This is a genomic window from Mycobacterium sp. SMC-13 (genome assembly GCF_045311035.1).
GTDB lineage: Bacteria > Actinomycetota > Actinomycetes > Mycobacteriales > Mycobacteriaceae > Mycobacterium.
In genome coordinates this window covers 109,525-126,095 of the sequence record NZ_JBJIAI010000010.1, presented here as the reverse complement: position 1 = coordinate 126,095, position 16,571 = coordinate 109,525, and the positions used below count along the sequence as shown (strand labels likewise).

The following is a 16,571-nucleotide window of genomic DNA, read 5'->3' as shown; positions in this document are numbered from 1 at the left end:
GCAGTGTTCACCCCACTATTCTCCCAGAGCAGGCCAAATCGAATACGGAGGCGTCATGTCAAGCCGTCAGGACCACCCCAACAACGCCGCCGGCGTGCCGATGATCTTCCCGGTGTGGTTGGAGAACTTCCAGATCAAGTACATCAACCCGGCGTTGCGCCCGCTTTCGAAGAAGCTGCCCGGGTTCTCAGTCATCAAGCATCGCGGCCGCAAGTCGGGTAAGGAATTCGAGACCATCGTCACCTCGTACCGCAAGGGCGATGTGCTGGCGATCGGGCTGGCCCACGGCAAGACCAACTGGGTCAAGAACGTGCTCGCCGCCGGCGAGGCCGACATCCACGTCGCGCGCAAGGATCTGCACCTGGTGAATCCGCGCATCCTGCCCGCGGGCACCGATGACCCGTCGTTGCCGCGGATCGCGCGGATCGTGGCCAAGCGCAGCGGCGTGTTCGTCGCCGACATCGCCCACTGACAAACCGGGGGCCACGCTGATCGTCAGCGTGGCCCCCGGTCCGTCGACGGCTACTTGCAGATGTCGTTGATCTGCTTGCTGTCGGCGCCGGCGTCATCCAGGCGCACCTTCTGCTGCGGATCGTCGGTCTGAGCGCCGGCCGTCGCCGCGGCCCCGATGTCCAAGAGGGTGTTGGCGTACTTGCGCGCCGCCGTCGCGAGGTCGGCCGGGGCGGCCGGGTCGATCCGGTTCAGCAGGTACTGGCCACCGGTGATCAGCGCCAGACGCGCGTTGGCGGCCACGGCCAGGGCACCCGTGGTGTCGTCCGGCCCGCCGGGGACCGCCAGGTTGGTGTTGATCGCGATGCCCTTGCTGACGGTCTTCATGGCGTCACAGAGCGCGATCTTGGCCGTGTCCTGCTCGGCCTCGGTGTACTTCTTGTCCTGGTTCTTCACCGCGTACAGCGCGTAGCCGCCGATGCCGGCGGCGATCAGGCCGATGACCACGGCCGCAATCGCGATGATCTGCGTGACGGACATCGAACCCGACGTCTCGTCGGTGTCCTTTGCGGCTTTGCTCAGTGTGGTGGTCTTGTCTTCGGTCTTCTCGTCTTCCGCCATGCTCGTGATAGTAGCGGCCGAGTTACGTATCGAGGCCGACGTCGAGCACCCGCACCGAATGCGTCAGCGCACCGATGGCGAGGAAGTCGACACCGGTCGAGGCGTAGGCCGCGGCCGACTCCAGGCTGAGCCCGCCCGACGATTCCAGCTTGGTGCCGGGTGCGCGGGCGTCACGGCGCTGCACCGCGATCTGCGTCTGCCAGACCGGGAAGTTGTCCAGCAACACCAATTCGACGTTCTCACCGAGGATTTCGTCGAGTTGCTCGAGCGAATCCACCTCGACCTCGCACGGCAGATCCGGCGCCACCGCACGGACCGCCTGCAGGGCCGCGAGCACCGATCCGGCAGCCGCGACGTGGTTGTCCTTGATCAGGGCGGCATCGCCCAGACCCAGCCGATGGTTGACACCGCCGCCGACGCGCACCGCGTACTTCTGCAACAACCGCAATCCGGGCAACGTCTTTCGGGTGTCACGGATGGCGGCCTCGGTCCCGGCCACCTCCTGCACCCAGCGCGCCGTCTCGGTGGCGATGCCCGAAAGGTGGCAGACGATGTTCAGCATCGTGCGTTCGGCCGTCAGCAGGGCCCGTGTCGGCGCTTCGACGGTCAGCACCGCATCGCCGGGCTTGACCTCGGTGCCGTCCTCGGCTCGGTCGCGGATCTTGTAGGCGCCCTCCCCGATCACCTTGTCCAGCACCAGAACCGCGATGTCCAGACCCGCGATGACGCCCTGCTGTCGCGACACCATCGACGCGACCGTGGTGGCGTCGGCCGGCACGGTCGCCACCGAGGTGACGTCCGGCCCGTAGCGCAGATCCTCGTCGAGCGCGCGATCGATGATCGCGTGCGCGTCGGCCAATTCGGCTGCGGTCAATGCCATCAGTTACACGCTCCTATCGGCAGGGCGGCCACGGCGCGCCCGGCGGCGTCCAGCCGCACATCGATCGATACCCCGAACGCCGGATCGCGGTCCGGTCGGTCACTGCGGTGGTGGCAGCCACGGGATTCCGCACGGACGGCTGCCGCGGCAGCAACCGCCGACGCCGTCACGGTCAGGGCCGCATCCTCGACGGCCGCCCGGTCCGACATGGCCATACCGCGGGCGCCGGCGAGCAACTCGCTCAGCCGGTCCAGTCCAGCGGCGTCGCGCACCACCGAGGCGTACCTGGTCATGTCGCGTTGCAGGGCATGCCGATCCAACGCGGGCCGCTTGCCCAGATCCGGCTCCGGCACGCGGTTTCCACCGGCATCGCGGGCCTGCTCGGCCGCCGCACGACCGGCGCGGCCGCCAACCACCAGTCCTTCCAGCAGGCTGTTGGAGGCCAGGCGATTACCGCCGTGCATACCGGTGCGTCCGACCTCACCGGCGGCGTACAGGCCGGCCATCTCGGTGCGGCCGTACACGTCGGTGACCACACCCCCGCAGCTGTAATGGGCGCCCGGCACCACCGGAATCGGTTGGCGCGCAGGGTCGATGCCGGCCGCCAGGCATGCGGCCGTGACCGTCGGGAATCGGGCGGCGACGTCGGGGACGCCACGGGCATCGAGGAAGACGTAGTCGTCGCCGGTGGCCGCGAGGCGGGCATCGATGGCGGCGGCCACGACGTCGCGCGGGGCCAGGTCGCCCATCGGGTGCACGCCGTCGGTCACCGAGTCGCCGCGAAGGTCACGCAGGATGGCCCCTTCGCCGCGCAAGGCCTCGGTGATCAGCGGGCACCGGCCGCCGGCCGCGCCGGTGTACAGCATGGTCGGGTGAAACTGGACGAATTCGATGTCGCGGACCGGCAATCCGGCGCGCAGCGCCAGGGCGATGCCGTCGCCCGTCGAACCGTCCGGGTTGGTCGTCGCGGTGTACAGCTGCCCCAGGCCACCGGTCGCCAGGATCACCGACGGCGCCGTCAGCACGCCAGGTCCGTCCGGGCTCAGCACCAGCAGGCCGCTGACCGCTCCGTCGTGGTGCAACACCTGCAGCGCAACATGATTGGGCCGGATGTCGAGCGTCTGGGTGGCGGCGGCCAGGGCACGCTGCACCTCGGCGCCGGTGGCATCGCCACCGGCGTGGATGATGCGGCGGCGGCTGTGTCCACCCTCGCGGGTCAGGGACCAGGCCCCCGGCCCGACTTCGTCGAAAGCCGCACCGGCACCGACCAATTCACGCACGGCGGCATAGCCGTCGGCGACGATCGAGGTGACCGCGTCGACATCGCACAAGCCGGCTCCGGCCGCGACGGTGTCCGCGACGTGCGCCTGCACCGAGTCATCGGTGTCGGGGATGACGACCGCGATGCCCCCCTGGGCGTAAGCGGTGGCCGTCTCGCCGGACTTGCCGACGACCACGACGCGGCTGCCGGCCAGTTGGGCGGCACGCGCCGCCGCCAGGCCCGCGACCCCCGTACCGACGACGATGACGTCGGCGCGCTGGCGCCAGTAGCCACGGCCGCCGCAGGCGACCGAACGGCCCGCGTGGGCGCTCACGCTATTCCCCGCCGCCGGGCTGCCCGATCCCGATCATGCGCTGCACGCTCAACCGAGCTGCGGCCGCGACATCTTCGTCGACGTGAACTTCGTCAGCACCGTCCCGCAGGCAGCGCAGCAGCGCGGCCGGCGTGATCATCTTCATGTACGGGCAGGAGGCCCGATCGTTGACGGCGAGGAACTCGGTTTCCGGTGCGGCACGGCGCAACTGGTGCAGCATGCCGATCTCGGTGGCGACCAGGACCTGCTTGGCGTGGGTCTCGCGGGCGGCGTCGAGCATGCCGCCGGTCGACAGGATCTTCACGCGGTCGTCGGGTACGGCACCCTCGCCGGCCAGATAGAGAGCCGAAGTGGCGCAACCGCATTCGGGGTGCACGAAGAGTTCGGCGTCGGGATGCGAGCGGGCCTGGTCGGCGAGTTCGTCACCGTTGATGCCGGCGTGTACGTGGCATTCGCCGGCCCAGATGTGCAGGTTGTCCCGGCCCGTCATGCGGCGCACGTGCGCGCCGAGGAACTGGTCCGGGCAGAACAGCACGGTCTTGTCCGCGGGGATCGAGGCGACGACCTCGACCGCGTTGGACGAGGTGCAGCAAATGTCGGTGAGGGCTTTGACGGCCGCGGTGGTGTTCACGTAGGACACCACGACGGCGTCCGGGTAGTCGGCCTTCCAGGCCCGCAGGTCGTCGGCGGTGATCGAGTCGGCCAGCGAGCAGCCCGCCCGCTGGTCCGGGATCAGCACGGTCTTGGAGGGCGAGAGGATTTTCGCGGTCTCGGCCATGAAGTGCACACCGCAGAACACGATGGTGTCCTCGGCGGCGTCCGCGGCGATGCGCGACAGTGCCAGCGAGTCGCCCACGTGGTCGGCGATGTCCTGAATCTCGGGCAGCTGGTAGTTGTGCGCGAGGATTGTGGCGTTGCGCTCCTTGGCAAGGCGACGCACTTCGTCTGCCCACTGCCCGTCGGCGACCACGTCGCCGAAACCTTCGAACTCCGCCGCACGGTCCAGAACCGTCATGGCCGTCTCCTTTGAACCTGGCCAGGTTTTCGACTTATGATCGAAAACATGCCACATACTAGCACTGCACATGGAATGTTCACCTTCGTGTACCGCGTGCGACAGCAGCCGGCCTGACGGTCACCCGCCCTACCAGCAAAGACGGCGCCGGATGACCGGGCCGATCCTCACTCGGCGTCGATCTCGGGACGATTCCGATAGTCCTGCCAGGTCTGCCGAGTCTGGGCCGCGATGGCGTCGTTCGCAGCTCCGCTGCCGTCCCACAGTCCCCGGGCGGAAACCAGCACGATGGGCCAGAAGTACGCCGCGACATCGCGCACCTGGCGGATCGGGATGCCCGTGGCCACGGCGGCGTAGTGCAGCCAGTAGTCGTCCGCCCGGGGGCACACGTGAGCGAACGCTTCACCCCGATCCCGCAGCGCCCCAAGCAGTTCCGGCGGATAGGCCACACCGGACACACCTGTCGCGAACACCGTCTCGGAGGCTTCGGTCGTGGTGCACATCGGCCAGGTTCGGTACGGACCGTCGCTGCGCATGCGCGCACGGAACGCGGTGACCTCGCCGGGCCGGTGCGCTGCGAGCAGCTCCGCGAGCCAGGTGGGCGGGTAGTAAACGTCGTCGTCCGCCGCGACAAGGGTGCGGCCGGGTTCGTCCGGCAGTACCTCGTTGGTATACGGGAAGTACTTCTTGTGCGGCCCATAGTCGCGGCAATGACGAATTTCCAGCCCACGTGCCTGCAACCGCTTCAATGTCGCCGGCGGATCGACGCACGCGTCGCGGTCATCGAGCCACAGAATCAGCCGACGCGGCTTGACGGCGCCGGCGCCGATGGTCTCGATCGTTTGCCACACCGTGGCAATCCGCTTGCCATAACTCGTCAATGACACATTGGCGGCACCGGTGCCGACGACCGGCTCAACGGACCTGTGGTTTCTGGCGAGCAGGCGCGGACCGAGTGTGCCCAGCTCGGCGAGGGTGCAAATCCACCCCAGCGGGTCTCTTGGCCGAATGCCGACATTGCGCATGGCCCACCGGCCTTCCCCCGCACGACGAACACGAAGCTTTGCTGCAATCGAGCGTGAGTCTACTGGCTGGGTGGAGATTCTTCTTTTCGAAGATCACGCGCCTTGGCTCGCCGGGATTGCCGTTTCGCCCGGCCGCCTCTCCCCGTGCGCCACTTTTGATCTCCCACGTTTTCGACTTAAAATCGAAAACGTGACGGATGTGGGTACTGCGCATGAAGTGCTCGCCGTCGTCTTCCAGGTGCGCGACCTGGACAGCAAGAGGCCGCAGCTCAGCGTGCTGCTCTGGGAGCGCGCCATGGAGCCGCAACGCGGCGCGTGGTCCCTGCCCGGCGGTCAGCTGCGGCACGACGAAGACATGGTCAGTTCCGTCCGGCGTCAGCTCGCCGAGAAGGTCGACCTGCGCGAACTGACGCACCTCGAGCAGCTCGCGGTCTTCTCCGAGCCCAAGCGCGTGCCCGGGCCGCGCACCATCGCGTCGACCTTCCTGGGCCTGGTGCCCTCCCCCGCCACACCGGAACTGCCGGGCGACACGCGCTGGCATCCAGTGTCAGCGCTGCCACCCATGGCCTTCGACCACGGCCCGATGATCACGCACGCGCACGCCCGGCTGGTCGCCAAGATGTCGTACACCAACATCGGATTCGCCTTGGCGCCAAAGGAATTCACCCTCACCACCCTGCGGGACATCTACGCCGCCACGCTGGGCCACCAAGTCGATCCGACCAATCTGCAGCGCGTGCTGGCCCGGCGCGGCGTCATCACCCCGACCGGCACGACGGCACGTTCCGGCCGCAGCGGCGGCCGACCGGCCGCGCTGTACCGGTTCACCGACTCGACATACCGCGTCACCGACGAGTTCGCCGCGCTACGCCCACCTAGTTAGTCACTCTACGCACCGTGACGTAGGTCACTTTCCGGCCACATTTCGCGAGCCGGAATTGGTTTTTAAGGGTTCCTTAAGACATGATTTCCCGATGACCATGGGCAATGCAGCCAGGGCGTTCGACGCCGAGTGGATCGGCCAGCCGTACCACGAGGAACTCCAGTCCGGCATCCGCCCGCTGCGGCCCAGCGACGACGCGTTCTACGTGCCGCCCGTCGGCTTCGAACTCACCGCACCCGGCACCGTCCTGCGGTCCCGCGACGTCGAGCTCGGATTCATGGGCGTCATCCCCCAGGGCGTCACCGCCACACAGCTGCTGTACCGCAGCACCGACCTGAGCGGCAGCGCGCAGGCCGCCGTGACCACCGTCCTGCTGCCCGTCGGCCACAACGCCGACATGCGCTGCCCCATCGTGTCGTACCAGTGCGCCATCGACGCCGTCTCCGACGCCTGCTTCCCGTCCTACGCCCTCCGCCGCCGCGCCCGCGCCCTCGGCTCGGTCGCGCAGCTCGAGTACATGCTCGTCGCCGCGGTCCTGGCGCAGGGCTGGGCGGTGTCCATCCCGGACCACGAAGGCACCGACGGCATCTGGGGCGCGCCGCACGAGCCCGGGTACCACATCCTCGACGGCCTGCGCGCCGCCATCAACACCGAATCACTCGGCCTGCACGCCGACGCGCCGATCGGCCTGTGGGGCTACTCGGGCGGTGGCCTCGCCAGCGCCTGGGCCGCGGAGGAATACGCCAACTACGCGCCCGAGCTCAACGTCGTCGGCGCTGCCCTCGGCTCGCCGGTCGGTGACCTGGCCGAGGTGTTCCGCCAGCTCAACGGCACTTCCAAAGCCGGCCTGCCCGCCACGGTGATCGCCGCCCTCATGCACATCTACCCCGGCCTCCAGCGCGTCATCCATGAGCACGCGACCGAGGCCGGCAAGGCCATGCTGCGCAACATCGAGGGCATGACCACCGGCGAGGCGGTGCTGCGGCACGCCGGACTCGACTTCGACACCTTGCTGAAGTCGCCGCTGCAGGAGGTGCTCGACACTCCGGAGGTGCAGCACGTCTTCGAGAGCATCAAGCTCGGCAAGACCGCGCCCACCCCGCCGCTGCTGATCATGCAGGCCGTGTACGACCAGATCATCTCCGTCGGCAACATCGACGAGCTGACCGACACCTACGTCATGGGCGGCTCGCACGTGACCTACCACCGCGACATCCTCAGCGAGCACATCGCGCTGCACCCGCTGGCCGCGCCGATGACGCTGAACTGGCTCGCCGAACGGTTCGACGGCAAGCCGCTGGGCCCGACGGTGCGTACCTCGTGGCCGGCCCTGCTGAACCCGGCGACCTACCTCGGCCTGCTCAAGCTGGGCGTCGTCAGCACGAAGGTTCTGCTGGGACTTCCGATTGGGCGTCGGTAGCCACCGGAGCGGCGGCGGCCGGTAGCCGGACCGGCGCCGGCTCCACCGGCGGCCAGGCGCCCAGATCGTCGCGCTTGGTCGCCAGCGTGCAGAACAGGTAGACCAGCGCGGCGATGCCGGCCGGGAAGATCAGCGTCGTGGCGATGACCCACGGCGAGTGGCCGAAGAACACCGGCGGCGCCTCGACGAGGTAACCCACCCGATGCTCGGGAGACAACGGCGCGCCCGCGAGATCCGGTGTCCCGTAACGCCAATGCGCGACGACAGCGCCCACGCCCGTGAGCGCGCCCGCGGCAGCCACATTGCCGAGCGCCAGCGCGCCGGCCAGCAGCGGCCCGCGATGCGCGCGCCACTGCCACACCAATGTCGCGGCCACGACGGCGATCACCGTCAGCAGACCGACCGCCAACGCACCGCCCAGGAACACCCGGTCCGATTCGTCACCGAAGTAGCCGTGAATGCGCTGACCTTTCTTGGTCAGCGCAACGACGGCGTCGACCGGCGGCGCGAGAAAGGCCCACACCACGCCGCCGAGCGCACCGGTCAGCGCCAGGCCGATGACGACCCGCAGCGCCGCGGCGCGATGCGAAAGCGTTGGCGCCGAGGCTGTTTCAGCGGGCTGAGTCACCGTTGAGTTTCCAGGTCCTTCGAGTCCACCACCCCGTGCCGCGAGCACTTGGCCCACCAACCGTCGGGGCGTACCTGCACCACCATGCGTCGGCCGCATTCGGCGCACCAGCGGGGCGCCTCCAGACCGAGCTGAGCCGTGGTCGGCATGACGTCGCCGTCGACGGCATCCGCCGCGACACCGGTGTACACGTTGAACTTGCCGGCACTGACGGGTGCGGGCAATTCTCTGGTCATCACGTCCAGCTCTACAGGGTGGCGTTCAGTGCCTTGATCGGCATCTGCAGATCGTCCAGCAGTTCCAGGTCCGACTCGGCCGGGCGACCCAGCGTCGTCAGGTAGTTGCCGACGATGACGGCGTTGATGCCGCCCAGGATGCCCTGCTTGGCGCCCAGGTCGCCGAGCGTGATCTCGCGGCCGCCGGCGAAGCGCAGCATGGTGCGCGGCATGGCCAGACGGAACGCGGCGACGGCGCGCAGCGCGTCGGCCGCCGGCAGCACCTCGAGGTCACCGAACGGGGTGCCCGGGCGCGGGTTCAGGAAGTTCAGCGGGACCTCGTGCGGGTTCAGCTCCGCGAGGTTCGCGGCGAACTCGGCACGCTGCTCCAGCGTCTCGCCCATGCCGAGGATGCCGCCGCAGCAGACCTCCATGCCGGCTTCGCGGACCATCTCCAGCGTCTTCCAGCGCTCTTCCCAGGTGTGGGTCGTGACGACGTTGGGGAAGTACGACTTCGAGGTCTCCAGGTTGTGGTTGTAGCGGTGCACACCCATGGCCTTGAGGCGGTCGACCTGCTCCTGATCGAGCATGCCCAGCGAGCACGCGATCTGGATGTCGACCTCGTTGCGGATCGCCTCGATGCCGGCGGCCACCTGGGCCAGCAGCCGCTCGTCGGGCCCGCGCACCGCGGCGACGATGCAGAACTCGGTGGCACCGGTCTTGGCGGTCTGCTTCGCGGCTTCGACGAGGCTCGGGACATCCAGCCAGGCGCTGCGCACCGGGGAGGCGAACAGACCCGACTGCGAGCAGAAGTGGCAGTCCTCAGGGCAACCGCCGGTCTTGAGGCTGATGATGCCCTCGACCTCGACCTCGGGGCCACACCACTTCATGCGCACCTCGTGCGCGAGGGCCAGCAGGTCCTCCAGTCGGTCGTCGGGCAGCTGCAGAACCTCGAGCACCTGCTCCTGGCTCAGGCCTTCGCCACGCTCGAGCACCTGCTCGCGGGCTACACCCAAAACATCGGTCGCGGCCTGAGTCATCGGCACTCCTTACTTCAGGCCGACTGCGGCCTACAACTTGAACGGTGTTTAGGATACAGACGTGCAACTGCACCGAAGCGACGTGGTGGCCAAGGCCGCCGAAATCCTGGACAACTACGGGATCGCCGACCTGACCATGCGCAGGCTGGCACGTGAACTGAGCGTCAGCCCTGGCGCTCTGTACTGGCATTTCGCCGACAAGCAGGAGCTGCTGGGCGCCGTCGCCGACCGCCTGCTGGCCACCGCGGCGACCGTTCCGGCCGGCGGCGAATGGCCGGACCGCATCGTCGGCCTGTGTTCGGCGCTGCGCGACGCGCTCCTGTCGGCGACCGACGGCGCCGAGCTGGTCTCGGCCAGTTTCTCCGCCGGGCGATCGGCCGAACTGAGCCGCATCGTGGCGGCCCTCACCGACGCCTGTATCGAATCGGGGCTCACGGCGCACGACGCCGACCTCGCCGCGCGCACCATCGTCTACTACGTGCTGGGCTTCACCGCCGACGAGCAGTCCCGCATCCAGTGGGACGCGGCGGGCGCGACGGTGGCCGACAGCGACACGGTGTGGTCCGAAAATGCCGGTGGCCGTTTCACTTTCGGCCTCGGCCTGCTCGTCGACGGGCTCGCGGCCCACGCCATCAGCCGCCGCGGCTGAGGCGGGCTGTCGGGGTCACTCCCACTCCCGACCGCAAACGAATCCCGTTGGAAAGTACGTGATTTCAATCGGCGGGCCATCCACCGGGAGTCACTGCACCCAGGGACGCCTGGCCGCCTGAAAGAGTCCCTGGCTTCAGCCGAAGTGGCGGCAACCGCCTCGTGCTAGACGTCACGCACATTTCCGGCCGGCACGGGCACGTCAGCCGAGCAGAATCTCCGTGCGGGTGTCACCGTTCCACAGCCGCAGTCGGGTCGCGGTGGCGCTGATCTCCGCCGGCCGGCCGGCGACACCGAGCGCCCGGGCAAGCCGGTCCGGCGGGATGCGACGCGCGAGGGTGACGTGCGGCGTCCAGTCACCCGGCTCGGCGTGCGGCATGGGACCCGGCCGTAGATACGGCGCGGCGAGCGCGCAGACCTCGGCGTGCAGGTCGAGCAGGTCAGCGCTGGGCACCACGAGACGGGCCAGAACTCCGGCGGAGCGGCCGAACACCAGCGTGGCGCCGAGACGGGCCCGGAACGGGAACCTCCCGGCGACACCGGCCAACGCCGGCACCACCGCCTCGTCGATCCGCTGGGCGACACACAAGGTGGCGTGCGGGCGGGCGCCGGGCGGCTGAGCGGCGATCCCCGCCGCGTGCAGGTCGTCCCAGGCGCGCCTGATCACGGCCTCGGTGTCGAGGTCGAACAGTAGCTCGACCGAGTGCACCATGTCAGCCGACCAGACTCGAAACCCATTGCGGATCAAACGCTTTCGCGCTCACGGCAGCGAAGTCCCGGGTCGACAACCGGCCTGCGCCGGCGGGCAGCACGGCGCGCACCGGCGCGATGTCCTCGAGCGCACCCCGGTTGGACGACTCCGCGAGCCCCGGCTCCTGCGGCCAACTGCCGATCACCAGTCCGGCGCACGCGATGCCGTGTGCGGCAAGCGACTCGACGGTCAGACCGGTGTGGTTGAGGGTGCCCAGGCCCGGTGCGACGACGACCAGGACCGCGGCCCCGAGTTCGACGGCCAGGTCGCGCAACGTCGTGCCGTCGGCACCGAGTTGGACGAGCAGTCCCCCGGCGCCCTCGACGAGGGTCAGCTGACGGGGCCGGTCGACGTTGCGGACCAGAGCGACCAGCTCGTCGCGCGTCGGCAGCTCCATGCCGGCCAATTCGGCGGCCGCGACGGGCGCGAGCGGTTCGGGATAGCGCCAGCCCGGCACGAGCGACGTGACGTCCGCCAGACGACCCACCTCGGCCAGATCGTCATCGCCGTGGCCGGCGGCCGGCGAGATGCCGGTCTGTACCGCCTTGCACACCGCGACGTCCAGACCGGCCTGGCGGGCGGCACTGGCCAGCGCCGCGGTGGCGATGGTCTTGCCGACGCCGGTGTCGGTCCCGGCGACCAGCAGCAGCGTCACGACTGCACCAGCGCGAGCACCTCGCCGAGCACCCGCCCGGCCAAATCCAGTTCGGTGTCGTCGAGCGACGCGCGCGCCGTCAGACGCAGGCGCGAGGTGCCGACCGGCACCGACGGGGGCCGGAAGCAGCCGACCCGGACCCCGCGGTCCAGGCATGCCGACGCCGCGGCCAGCGCGACCTCGGGGTCGCCCAGGATCACCGAGACGACGGCCGAATCGGGCGTGTGGACGGCGCCGCCGAACCGGGCCAGCGTCGCGGCGTGCGTCAGCACGGCCTGCGCCCGCCAGGGCTCGGCGATGAGGACGTGCAGCGCAGCCTGGGCGGCGCCGACGGCGGCCGGAGCCAGACCGGTGTCGAAGATGAACGTGCGCGCGGCATCGATGAGGTGCGCCCGCACCGCGGCGGGCCCGAGCACCGCGCCACCCTGGCTGCCCAGCGACTTGGACAGCGTCGTCGTCACCACGATGTCGGGCTCGCCGGCCAGGCCGACCTCGTGCACCAGGCCGCGGCCGCCCGTGCCGCGCACGCCGAGACCGTGGGCCTCGTCGACGATCAGCAGCGCGCCGTGCCGCCGGCAGACCTCATGCAGGGCACGCAAGGGCGCGAGGGCACCGTCGGTGGAGAACACCGAATCGGTGATCACGACGGCCCGCTCCTCGGACCGGCTCACCAGCGCGGTCTCGACGGCGCCGACGTCGTTGTGCGGGGACACCACCACACGGGCTCGGGACAGCCGACAGGCGTCCACGAGTGAGGCGTGGCTGTAGGCGTCGGACACCACCAGTGAGCCCGGCCCCGACAGCGCCGCCACCGCCGCGATGTTGGCGGTGTAGCCGGACGAGAACACCAGCGCCGACTCGGCGCCCATGAAGCCGGCCAGCTCGGCCTCGAACTCCTCGTGCAGTTCGGTGTTGCCGGTGACCAGGCGCGATCCGCCGGAACCCGCGCCCCAGGTGTGCAGCGCCGTCACGCCGCCCGCGATGACGTCGGGATGCTGCGTCAGACCGAGATAGTCGTTGGACGCCAGGTCCAGTTCGGTGGCCACCGCGGGCCGGACCCGCAGCGACCGGCGCAGCCCCGCGGCCCGGCGCTGGCGTTCGACATCGGCGAGCCAGGCCAGCGGCGAGTGATCGGTCATCGGCGCGCTCTCCTGACTCCAGTGCAATTGAACGGTGTTCAGGTTAACGCACGGGCAACGGCGACCACAGCAGAGGTGACCTGGTCGATCTCGTCGGGCGTGCAGATGAACGGCGGCATCACGTACAGCAGCTTCCCGAAGGGCCGCAGCCACACCCCGTGCTCGATCGCGGTGACGGTGGCCAGCGGCATGTCCACGGGCTCGCGCATCTCGACGACGCCGATGGCGCCCAACACGCGCACGTCGGCGACAGACGGCAGGTCGGCGGCCGGTGCCAGGCCGCGCCGCAGCCCGTCCGCGATGGTCGCCACGCGCGTCTTCCAGTCCTCGCTCAACAGCAGCTCGACGGCCGCCACCGACACCGCGCACGCCAACGCGTTGGCCATGAACGTCGGCCCGTGCATGAGGGCTCCCGGCTCCCCCGAGCTGATCACCCGCGCGATCTCGGCGGTGCACAGCGTCGCCGCCAGCGTCACATAGCCACCGGTCAGCGCCTTGCCGACGCACATGATGTCGGGGCTGACGCCGGCGTGGTCCGCGGCGAACAGCTCACCCGTCCGCCCGAAACCGGTCGCGATCTCATCGAAGATCAACAGCACGTCGTGCCGGGTGCAGATGTCGCGCAACGCCGTCAGGTACCGCGGGTCGTGGAACCGCATGCCGCCGGCGCCCTGGACAACGGGCTCGACGATGACGGCTGCGAGCTCATCCACATGGGCGGCCAGCTGGGTCTCGAAGGCCGCGACGTAGGCCGGGTCGAACTCCGTGGGCACCCGCGGCGCGAAGATCTGGGGCATCAGGACATCGGTCCAGATCGAATGCATGCCGCCATCGGGGTCGCACACGCTCATCGGGGTGAAGGTGTCGCCGTGGTAGCCGCCGCGCCACGTCATCAGCTTGTGCCGGCCGGGAAGGCCGCGGCTGCGCTGGTACTGCAGCGCCATCTTGGCCGCGACCTCGACGGAGACCGAACCGGAGTCCGAGAAGAACACCGTGTCGAGACCGGCCGGGGTGATCTCGACGAGCAGCTGCGCCAGGCGCGCCGCGGGCTCATGGGTGAGGCCGCCGAACATGACGTGGTTCATGCGGCTCAGCTGCCGGGTGATCGCGGCGTCGAGCACCGGATGCCCGTGCCCGTGCACCGCCGTCCACCACGAGCTCATCGCGTCGATGACCTGCACCGGCCGGCCCTCGTGGATGAGGGTCAGCATGATGCCGTGCGCCTCGGTGGCAACCACCGCCGGCAAAGCCTCGGCGCCGATGGTGCTGTACGGATGCCAGATGTGGGCGGTGTCGATCGCCGAGATTTCGGCAGGGTTCAGCGCTGGCACGAGGACCGAGCCTAATCGCCCGCCGAGCACGTCGAAACGGGCGTGCTCAGCACGCGGGCGACTCGCCGTTACATGAACGTGGCCTGGATCTTGGGTAGATTGACATCCGACCATGACGACTCTTGCAGCACCGCGGCCGGCGTCGCAGCCCGGGTCGGGCAACGCCGCGCGCGTCACCGACAGCGGTGCGGACGCCACGGCGGGCAATGCGCCGAGCGCGTTCTACCGCCACGACCTGGACGGCCTGCGCGGCATCGCCATCGCCATGGTCGCGGCCTTTCACGTGTGGTTCGGCCGCGTCTCCGGCGGTGTCGACGTCTTCCTTGCGCTGTCCGGCTTCTTCTTCGGCGGCAAACTCCTGCGGATCGCGCTGACGCCGGATGCGCCCTTGTCCCCCGGTCCGCAGCTGCGCCGCCTGGTCCGTCGCCTGCTGCCGGCGCTCATCGTCGTGCTCGCCGCCGGCGCCGTGCTGACCATCGTGATCCAGCCCCAGACCCGCTGGGAGACGTTCGCCGACCAGAGCCTGGCCAGCCTGGGCTACTACCAGAACTGGGAACTCGCCGAGACCGCGTCGAACTACCTGCGCGCCGGCGAATCCGTCAGCCCGCTGCAGCACCTCTGGTCGATGTCGGTGCAGGGCCAGTTCTACGTCGCGTTCCTGGCGCTGATCTTCGGCTTCGCCTACCTGTTCCGGCGCAGGCTCGGCGACCGGCTCCGGCCGGCCTTCATCGCGCTGCTCAGCGTGCTGACCGTCGCGTCGTTCGTCTACGCGATCTTCGCGCACCAGGCCGACCAGGTCAGCGCCTACTACGACAGCTTCGCCCGGGCCTGGGAGCTGCTGCTCGGCGCTCTCGTCGGCGCGCTGGTGCCGTCCGTCCGGTGGCCGATGTGGCTGCGCAACGTGGTGTCGGCCGTCGCGCTGGCGGCGATCCTGTCGTGCGGCGCCCTGATCGACGGCGTGCGGGAATTCCCCGGCCCGTGGGCGCTGGTTCCGGTCGGCGCGACCATGCTTTTCATCCTCAGTGCCGCAAATCACACCGAGCGGCTGCCGGCGCCGAACCGGCTCCTGGCCACCGGCCCGTTCCTGTCGCTGGGCACCATGGCGTACTCGCTGTATCTCTGGCACTGGCCGCTGCTGATCTTCTGGCTGGCCTACAGCGGCCACAGCCGGGCCCACTTCGTCGACGGCACCGCCGTGCTACTCGTCTCCGGGGTGCTGGCGTGGCTCACCACCCGCTACGTGGAGAACCCGCTGCGCCGGCCGTCGACGGCGGGTTCACCCGGATTCGCCGGGCTGCGGCGGCCCACCGCGGTGCTGGGGACGCTTGTCGCGGTGATGGGCGTGACGCTCACCGCGACGGCCTTCACCTGGCGCGAGCACATGAACATCGAGCGGGCCAACGGCAAGGAACTCGCCACGCTCAACCCCGTCGACTACCCGGGAGCGCGCTCACTGCTGCGCCATCTGAAGGTGCCCAAACTGCCCTTCCGCCCGACGGTGCTCGAGGCCAAGGACGACGTGCCGGCCACGACGGCCGACAGCTGTATCGCCGACTTCGACGACCTGTCGATCCGCAACTGCTCGTACGGCGACACCGCGGCCACGCGCACCGTGGCGCTGGCCGGCGGCTCGCACGCCGAACACTGGATCACGGCGCTGGACCTGCTCGGCAAGCGGTATCACTTCAAGGTCGTCACCTATCTGAAGATGGGCTGCCCACTGTCGACCGAGCAGAACCCACTGGTGATGGGCGACAACCGGCCATACCCGAAGTGCTACGAGTGGAACGAACTCGTCATGCCGAAGCTGGTGGCCGACCACCCGAGCTTCGTCTTCACCACCTCGACACGCCCCTGGAACATCAAGTCCGGTGACGTGATGCCCGGCACGTACATCGGTATCTGGCAGCGCCTGTCCGATGCGAACATCCCGATTCTGGCCATGCGTGACACTCCGTGGCTGGTCCGGGACGGTAAGCCGTTCTTCCCGGCCGACTGCCTTGCCAGCGGCGGCAATTCGACGTCCTGCGGCATCGCCCGCTCCGAGGTACTGTCCGACCACAACCCGACCCTCGATTTCGTCGCGCAGTTCCCACTGTTGAAACCGCTCGACATGAGTGACGCGGTGTGCCGCCCTGACATCTGCCGCGCTGTGGAGGGAAATGTGTTGCTGTACCACGACTCTCATCACCTGTCCGCCACCTACATGCGCACCATGACCGCCGAACTCGGCCGCCAGGTCGGGGCTGCCACCGGCTGGTGGTGAGCTGCCTTC

The 16,571-nt window shown here is 69.3% G+C and carries 17 protein-coding genes; 5 read left to right on the top strand and 12 right to left on the bottom strand.

The genetic code is table 11. The features are described from left to right. The first annotated feature begins 55 nt into the window (after positions 1-55). Positions 56-472 carry a nitroreductase family deazaflavin-dependent oxidoreductase gene (locus ACJH6I_RS16665; protein WP_212813952.1) on the top strand — a complete coding sequence of 139 codons (417 nt, stop codon included), beginning with the start codon at positions 56-58 and terminating at the stop codon, positions 470-472. Positions 473-522: 50 nt separating this feature from the next. Here ACJH6I_RS16665 and ACJH6I_RS16660 read toward each other — a convergent pair whose 3' ends face one another. The 5 genes from ACJH6I_RS16660 to ACJH6I_RS16640 all read right to left on the bottom strand — a co-directional run bounded on the left by ACJH6I_RS16660 (position 523) and on the right by ACJH6I_RS16640 (position 5,412). Then, positions 523-1,071, bottom strand: a complete 549-nt coding sequence (locus ACJH6I_RS16660; RefSeq protein WP_212813950.1) for a hypothetical protein — start codon at positions 1,069-1,071, stop codon at positions 523-525. 22 nt (positions 1,072-1,093) lie between these two features. Then, positions 1,094-1,951, bottom strand: coding sequence for a carboxylating nicotinate-nucleotide diphosphorylase (gene nadC / locus ACJH6I_RS16655; RefSeq protein WP_212813948.1), 858 nt, complete (start codon positions 1,949-1,951; stop codon positions 1,094-1,096). Then, the gene (locus ACJH6I_RS16650) at positions 1,951-3,546 is read right to left on the bottom strand and encodes an L-aspartate oxidase (protein ID WP_212813946.1); all 1,596 of its coding nucleotides are present in this window, start codon (positions 3,544-3,546) and stop codon (positions 1,951-1,953) included. Before ACJH6I_RS16650 ends, nadC begins: the two co-directional genes overlap by 1 nt. Position 3,547: 1 nt before the next feature. Next, positions 3,548-4,561, bottom strand: coding sequence for a quinolinate synthase NadA (gene nadA / locus ACJH6I_RS16645; protein WP_212813944.1), 1,014 nt, complete (start codon positions 4,559-4,561; stop codon positions 3,548-3,550). A 167-nt stretch (positions 4,562-4,728) separates the two neighbouring features. Then, the gene (locus ACJH6I_RS16640) at positions 4,729-5,412 is read right to left on the bottom strand and encodes a hypothetical protein (protein ID WP_244872864.1); all 684 of its coding nucleotides are present in this window, start codon (positions 5,410-5,412) and stop codon (positions 4,729-4,731) included. 364 nt (positions 5,413-5,776) lie between these two features. Between ACJH6I_RS16640 and ACJH6I_RS16635 the strand changes: the two genes are divergently transcribed. Further along, positions 5,777-6,469 (top strand): NrtR DNA-binding winged helix domain-containing protein, encoded by a 693-nt coding sequence (locus tag ACJH6I_RS16635; RefSeq protein ID WP_305798837.1) that lies wholly within the window; start codon positions 5,777-5,779, stop codon positions 6,467-6,469. Positions 6,470-6,560: 91 nt separating this feature from the next. Beyond that, positions 6,561-7,889 (top strand): lipase family protein, encoded by a 1,329-nt coding sequence (locus tag ACJH6I_RS16630; RefSeq protein ID WP_212813940.1) that lies wholly within the window; start codon positions 6,561-6,563, stop codon positions 7,887-7,889. On the opposite strand, the gene ACJH6I_RS16625 is transcribed toward ACJH6I_RS16630, so the two are convergent. Genes ACJH6I_RS16625 through bioB form a run of 3 tightly spaced genes read right to left on the bottom strand, consistent with a single transcriptional unit; the run spans position 7,846 to position 9,772 of the window. Further along, positions 7,846-8,517, bottom strand: coding sequence for a DUF2567 domain-containing protein (locus ACJH6I_RS16625; protein WP_212813938.1), 672 nt, complete (start codon positions 8,515-8,517; stop codon positions 7,846-7,848). The two genes, ACJH6I_RS16630 and ACJH6I_RS16625, sit on opposite strands and share 44 nt — an antisense overlap. After that, positions 8,514-8,753 carry a hypothetical protein gene (locus ACJH6I_RS16620; RefSeq protein WP_212813937.1) on the bottom strand — a complete coding sequence of 80 codons (240 nt, stop codon included), beginning with the start codon at positions 8,751-8,753 and terminating at the stop codon, positions 8,514-8,516. Before ACJH6I_RS16620 ends, ACJH6I_RS16625 begins: the two co-directional genes overlap by 4 nt. Before the next feature lie 11 nt (positions 8,754-8,764). Then, positions 8,765-9,772: a biotin synthase BioB gene (gene bioB, locus ACJH6I_RS16615; RefSeq protein ID WP_020103207.1), complete on the bottom strand. Its 1,008-nt coding sequence runs from the start codon at positions 9,770-9,772 to the stop codon at positions 8,765-8,767. Between the two features lie 61 nt (positions 9,773-9,833). Here bioB and ACJH6I_RS16610 point away from each other — a divergent pair, with 61 nt between their 5' ends. Further along, positions 9,834-10,421: a TetR family transcriptional regulator gene (locus ACJH6I_RS16610; RefSeq protein ID WP_212813934.1), complete on the top strand. Its 588-nt coding sequence runs from the start codon at positions 9,834-9,836 to the stop codon at positions 10,419-10,421. A 201-nt stretch (positions 10,422-10,622) separates the two neighbouring features. On the opposite strand, the gene ACJH6I_RS16605 is transcribed toward ACJH6I_RS16610, so the two are convergent. From ACJH6I_RS16605 to ACJH6I_RS16590, 4 genes are read right to left on the bottom strand one after another with little or no spacing between them, the layout of a single operon-like run. Continuing rightward, positions 10,623-11,132, bottom strand: coding sequence for a 2'-5' RNA ligase family protein (locus tag ACJH6I_RS16605; RefSeq protein WP_318986299.1), 510 nt, complete (start codon positions 11,130-11,132; stop codon positions 10,623-10,625). A gap of 1 nt (position 11,133) precedes the next feature. After that, positions 11,134-11,826, bottom strand: coding sequence for a dethiobiotin synthase (gene bioD / locus ACJH6I_RS16600; RefSeq protein WP_212813930.1), 693 nt, complete (start codon positions 11,824-11,826; stop codon positions 11,134-11,136). Then, a complete protein-coding gene (locus tag ACJH6I_RS16595) occupies positions 11,823-12,965 on the bottom strand; it encodes an 8-amino-7-oxononanoate synthase (RefSeq protein WP_212813928.1) in 1,143 nt (380 codons plus the stop codon). Before ACJH6I_RS16595 ends, bioD begins: the two co-directional genes overlap by 4 nt. A 38-nt stretch (positions 12,966-13,003) precedes the next feature. Then, the gene (locus ACJH6I_RS16590) at positions 13,004-14,296 is read right to left on the bottom strand and encodes an adenosylmethionine--8-amino-7-oxononanoate transaminase (protein WP_212813926.1); all 1,293 of its coding nucleotides are present in this window, start codon (positions 14,294-14,296) and stop codon (positions 13,004-13,006) included. 112 nt (positions 14,297-14,408) lie between these two features. Between ACJH6I_RS16590 and ACJH6I_RS16585 the strand changes: the two genes are divergently transcribed. Beyond that, positions 14,409-16,562, top strand: coding sequence for an acyltransferase family protein (locus tag ACJH6I_RS16585; RefSeq protein WP_212813924.1), 2,154 nt, complete (start codon positions 14,409-14,411; stop codon positions 16,560-16,562). Positions 16,563-16,571: the final 9 nt, after the last annotated feature.

Excerpts from the sequence above, each read along its gene's own strand:
- nadC (WP_212813948.1), bottom strand. The coding sequence starts at position 1,951 with ATGGCATTGACCGCAGCCGAATTGGCCGACGCGCACGCGATCATCGAT.
- ACJH6I_RS16585 (WP_212813924.1), top strand. The coding sequence starts at position 14,409 with ATGACGACTCTTGCAGCACCGCGGCCGGCGTCGCAGCCCGGGTCGGGC.
- ACJH6I_RS16620 (WP_212813937.1), bottom strand. The coding sequence starts at position 8,753 with ATGACCAGAGAATTGCCCGCACCCGTCAGTGCCGGCAAGTTCAACGTG.
- ACJH6I_RS16660 (WP_212813950.1), bottom strand. The coding sequence starts at position 1,071 with ATGGCGGAAGACGAGAAGACCGAAGACAAGACCACCACACTGAGCAAA.
- nadA (WP_212813944.1), bottom strand. The coding sequence starts at position 4,561 with ATGACGGTTCTGGACCGTGCGGCGGAGTTCGAAGGTTTCGGCGACGTG.
- ACJH6I_RS16605 (WP_318986299.1), bottom strand. The coding sequence starts at position 11,132 with ATGGTGCACTCGGTCGAGCTACTGTTCGACCTCGACACCGAGGCCGTG.
- bioB (WP_020103207.1), bottom strand. The coding sequence starts at position 9,772 with ATGACTCAGGCCGCGACCGATGTTTTGGGTGTAGCCCGCGAGCAGGTG.
- ACJH6I_RS16595 (WP_212813928.1), bottom strand. The coding sequence starts at position 12,965 with ATGACCGATCACTCGCCGCTGGCCTGGCTCGCCGATGTCGAACGCCAG.
- ACJH6I_RS16665 (WP_212813952.1), top strand. The coding sequence starts at position 56 with ATGTCAAGCCGTCAGGACCACCCCAACAACGCCGCCGGCGTGCCGATG.
- ACJH6I_RS16630 (WP_212813940.1), top strand. The coding sequence starts at position 6,561 with ATGACCATGGGCAATGCAGCCAGGGCGTTCGACGCCGAGTGGATCGGC.